The sequence below is a fragment of the Bacillus coahuilensis m4-4 genome, assembly GCF_000171615.1.
GTDB classification, from domain to species: Bacteria; Bacillota; Bacilli; order Bacillales; family Bacillaceae_K; genus Bacillus_T; species Bacillus_T coahuilensis.
The window spans coordinates 1-4303 of sequence record NZ_ABFU01000138.1 but is presented as its reverse complement, the minus strand read 5'-3'; the positions used below and the strand labels follow the sequence as shown (position 1 = coordinate 4303).

The 4303-nt window shown below is 41.8% G+C and carries 4 protein-coding genes and 3 tRNA genes; 5 read left to right on the top strand and 2 right to left on the bottom strand.

Features of this window, described 5'->3' with window-relative positions:
* Positions 1-17 precede the first annotated feature (17 nt).
* Positions 18-2201, top strand: coding sequence for a Tex family protein (locus tag M44_RS19375; protein ID WP_010170347.1), 2184 nt, complete (start codon positions 18-20; stop codon positions 2199-2201).
* A 64-nt stretch (positions 2202-2265) separates the two neighbouring features.
* Here M44_RS19375 and cmpA read toward each other — a convergent pair whose 3' ends face one another.
* The gene (cmpA, locus tag M44_RS27255) at positions 2266-2379 is read right to left on the bottom strand and encodes a cortex morphogenetic protein CmpA (RefSeq protein ID WP_010170345.1); all 114 of its coding nucleotides are present in this window, start codon (positions 2377-2379) and stop codon (positions 2266-2268) included.
* Positions 2380-2460: 81 nt separating this feature from the next.
* On the opposite strand from cmpA, the gene M44_RS19365 reads away from it, so the two are divergent.
* The 4 genes from M44_RS19365 (at position 2461) to M44_RS19350 (ending at position 3258) form a co-directional block, all read left to right on the top strand.
* Positions 2461-2931, top strand: a complete 471-nt coding sequence (locus M44_RS19365) for a SprT family protein (protein ID WP_010170343.1) — start codon at positions 2461-2463, stop codon at positions 2929-2931.
* A 61-nt stretch (positions 2932-2992) separates the two neighbouring features.
* Positions 2993-3067, top strand: a tRNA-Asn gene (locus tag M44_RS19360).
* A 9-nt stretch (positions 3068-3076) separates the two neighbouring features.
* Positions 3077-3167: transfer RNA gene (locus M44_RS19355), tRNA-Ser, on the top strand.
* 19 nt (positions 3168-3186) lie between these two features.
* Positions 3187-3258 (top strand) — tRNA-Glu (locus tag M44_RS19350).
* A 619-nt stretch (positions 3259-3877) separates the two neighbouring features.
* On the opposite strand, the gene M44_RS19340 is transcribed toward M44_RS19350, so the two are convergent.
* On the bottom strand, positions 3878-4303 hold a 426-nt coding region (locus M44_RS19340; RefSeq protein ID WP_010170341.1), incomplete at its 5' end, for a S1 domain-containing RNA-binding protein.

The window sequence follows — 4303 nt, the reverse complement described above, 5'->3', positions numbered from 1 at the left end:
TATATAGGAGGTACCATATGACCGTAGATGTGAAAGTGGATCAAAATGTGTTATTGAAACAACTGACAACAGAACTGAAATTAAATTTCAAGCAAGTGAAGAGTGTTATTGACTTGCTAGAAGAGGGAAATACGGTTCCGTTCATTGCCAGATACCGTAAAGAAATGACGGGATCGCTCGACGAGGTCCAAATAAAATCCATTATGGAACGATGGAACTACTTACAAAACTTAGAATCACGAAAAGAAGAAATCCTTCGTTTAATAGATGAACAAGGAAAACTGACCGAAGAACTGACACAGTCTATTAAGCAAGCAGCAAAGCTTCAGTTTCTTGAAGATTTATATAGACCCTACAAGCAAAAGAGAAGAACGAAAGCTACAGTTGCTAAGGAAAAGGGTTTAGAGCCATTCGCGCAGTGGATGTTAACATACGAAGCTTCATCTGTAGAAGAACAAGCAAAAAAATACATAAATGAAGAACTTGGAGTAGAATCAACAGAACAAGCGATCGAAGGTGCAAAAGATATTATAGCGGAACAACTCTCGGACGAACCTGAAAGCAGACAATGGATTCGTAAAGAAACAACGACAAAAGGGAAAATTGTTACGTCAGTGAAAAAGCAAGAACTTGACGAAAAGGGTGTATTCGAGATGTACTATGAATACGAAGAGCCTGTCTCAAAAATAGTTCCTCACCGTGTTCTTGCGATGAATCGTGGAGAAAAAGAGGACGTCCTAAAGGTTTCTGTTGTACCGCCAGTTGATACGATCCTTGCTTATTTAGAAAAGAAAACCATCACCAAAGCCGGTTCACCGTCAGAAGCTTATGTAAAGGAAGCGATTGAAGATGGATATAAACGGTTAATTCAGCCGTCTATAGAGCGAGAGATTCGAAGTGAACTGACAGACGTGGCGGAGAACCAAGCAATTCATATTTTCTCTGAAAACCTGCAAAATCTATTATTGCAACCACCGTTAAAAGGGAAAATGGTGCTAGGTGTGGACCCGGCCTACCGAACAGGCTGTAAGCTTGCTGTTGTGAATGAGACGGGGAAGATGCTTTATATTGACGTGATTTATCCTCATCCTCCTAAAAATAAGCTTGAAGAAAGTAAAGCTAAGGTGAAGGATGTATTAAACCGCTTCAAAATTGAGATTGTTGCAATTGGAAATGGAACAGCTTCTAGAGAAACGGAGCAGTTTATTGCGGATATTATTCAAGAGGGATATAAAGAAATCTCGTATATTATTGTAAATGAAGCAGGTGCAAGTGTGTATTCGGCATCGGAAATTGCTCGTGAAGAGTTTCCAGATTTACAAGTAGAAGAAAGAAGTGCAGTCTCAATTGCAAGAAGACTACAAGACCCCCTATCTGAATTAGTGAAAATTGATCCTAAATCTGTCGGAGTTGGGCAATATCAGCATGATGTGTCACAGAAGAAACTAAACGAAAGCCTTGGATTCGTCGTTGAAACAGCCGTAAACAGGGTAGGGGTGAATGTAAACACTGCGTCGTCTAGCCTCCTGCAATACGTTTCGGGCCTTTCAAAAACAGTGGCACAAAATATTGTCAAAAAGCGAGAAGAGGTAGGAAAGTTTCATTCCAGATCTGAATTAAAGAATATTCCAAGATTAGGCGCTAAAACATATGAGCAATGTATAGGATTTCTTCGAATTATAGATGGGGAAGAACCACTAGATAAAACACCGATTCATCCAGAAAGTTATAAAGAGGTGAATCAACTTATAAAGAGTCTAGGAATCACTAAAGATAACCTTGGTTCTAAAGAAGTGATGGACAGACTTTCAACCATTGATGTAAGGCAAGTAGCAGAAGATTTAGGGATTGGCGAGGTAACGCTAAAGGATATTATGGATGCGTTAATGAAACCAGGAAGAGATCCGCGTGATGAGCTATCCAAGCCATTATTGAAAAAAGGAGTACTGAAGCTCGAGGACTTAGCAGTAGGAATGGAGCTCCAAGGGACCGTTCGTAACGTGGTGGACTTTGGTGCATTTGTTGATATTGGTGTGAAACAAGATGGCCTTGTCCACATTTCTAAGTTGAAAAAAGGGTTTGTCAAACATCCACTTGATGTTGTGAGTGTTGGACAAGTAGTCACCGTATGGGTCGACAGCGTAGATGTTCAAAAAGGAAGGGTTGCATTAACGATGCTCTCTCCTCATAAAGAAGACTAATCACTTGGGGGCTGTTTTCATTTTAGGAGAACAGCCCATTTTTACATTTTTATTGTATATCCCATCAAATCCCCTGTTTCTTTCTATAAAAATTCCAACATTGGTTTAGAAGTTTTATTTGGTAACGGTCTTTATCATAATAGGCTTTCCTTAATTGGTTTTGTAACCAGTTCGGCATGATGTAACCTCCTTTAGAAGGTATTGGCTATTAATACTATATGATATAATGGGTTGTCACGTTCGGATAGGAGGATAATATATGACAAACAGAGAATTACAGAGCCTAGTCGAAGAACTATCAGTCACCTACTTTCGAAAACCATTCCTTCACCAGGCTTACTTTAATCCTCGCTTACGCACGACGGGAGGTAGGTATCTATTATCCTCTCACCATATTGAAATTAATAAGAAGTACTTAGAAGAATTAGGAATAGAGGAGTTAATTGGGATCATCAAGCATGAGTTATGTCATTATCATCTTCATTTAGAAGGAAGAGGGTACAAACATGGGGACCAAGATTTTAAAAGGCTAAGTCATAAAGTCCGTGCACCAAGACATTGCTCTACACTGCCATCTGTCACACATAAGCGTAAAACTACCTATTATGAATATAAATGCTCTCACTGTGATCAAGCCTACTACAGAAAGCGGAGGGTAGATACAAGACGATTCGTATGTGGAAGGTGTAAAGGAAAGCTACTCCTTGCCCAATCTATAAAAAGTAATTGACTTCTTCTAGGATTCTTTTTATAATATACATTGTCGATATGACGAAATATCTTTTCATTAATCCGCAGTAGCTCAGTGGTAGAGCTATCGGCTGTTAACCGATCGGTCGCAGGTTCGAGTCCTGCCTGCGGAGCCATTTTTATTTGGGGAAGTACTCAAGTGGCTGAAGAGGCGCCCCTGCTAAGGGTGTAGGTCGGGTAACCGGCGCGAGGGTTCAAATCCCTCCTTCTCCGCCAGATACGATCTTTTTAACAAGGCCCGTTGGTCAAGCGGTTAAGACACCGCCCTTTCACGGCGGTAACACGGGTTCGAATCCCGTACGGGTCATCGGCATAAAAAAGAGAGAATGAAGGTACAAGCTGCCTGGAATTCTCTCTTTTTTTTGTGTGTTTTTTGGTATTGTACTTTTGTGAAGTAAAGGTTAGCTCGGTTGGGACTGCTTTTTAAACGAAATTTTGTGGCTTGGATTTTTTTGCGTGCAGGTTTGTCGTGGGTGGGACTGTCTTCTTGTTCTCTTTTCCTCTCATCTGGTGCGCCTATCTCCAAATCCCGTGCGACTCTTACTTTCTTGTGCGGCTAAACCCTCTTCTCGTGCGGGTTTACTCCAATCTCGTGCGGTCCCCTTCTCTTCTGGTGCGCCTATTTCCCATTCCCGTGCGACTCTTACTTTCTTGTGCGGCTAAACCTCATCCTCGTGCGGGTTTACTCTAATCTAGTGCGGTTCCCTTCTCATTTGGTGCGCCTTTCTCCCATTCTCGTGCGACTCTTACTTTCTTGTGCGGCTAAACCTCATCCTCATGCGGGTTTACTCTAATCTCGTGCGGCTCCCCCAAGCCTCCCCCTACTCTGCACACCTAAAATCCAGCACAAAAAAAACCAAGACACAATGATCTTGGCTGAAGTGGCTTATATCGCATGTAAGCCTGTATATAGAATGGACAGCAAGTTACCCTCTTTTAGCTCCTTTTCCGCCTCTTCTAGATTCTGTGTTCTTTTTAAGAGAGGAAAGGCGGTCTTCACTATCTTTAAGAAAGCGAGCCATTTTTTGTTCGAATGTTTCTCCTCTTGGTGCCGCGCGGTCTTGCTTGTGGTTTGAATTGCCTCGTGGACGTCCGCCACCTGATGGACGGTCATGACGTGGTCTTTCTGGTCTGTCCGGTCTTTCTGGCTTGTCAACTGCTTTACGTATAGATAGGCCGATCTTTCCATCACTTTCTACATTAAGGACTTTAACTGTCACTTCGTCTCCTACTTTTAAGTGATCGTTAATATCCTTTACGTAGTTATCTGCTACTTCACTAATGTGAACTAGACCGGTTTTACCTTCTGGCAACTCCACGAACGCACCAAAATTTGTATACCTGTCACTCCT

What these genes read in the sequence shown, in the direction of transcription:
- M44_RS19375 (WP_010170347.1), top strand. Translation starts at nt 18, where the DNA reads ATGACCGTAGATGTGAAAGTGGATCAAAATGTGTTATTGAAACAACTG.
- cmpA (WP_010170345.1), bottom strand. Translation starts at nt 2,379, where the DNA reads ATGCCGAACTGGTTACAAAACCAATTAAGGAAAGCCTATTATGATAAA.
- M44_RS19365 (WP_010170343.1), top strand. Translation starts at nt 2,461, where the DNA reads ATGACAAACAGAGAATTACAGAGCCTAGTCGAAGAACTATCAGTCACC.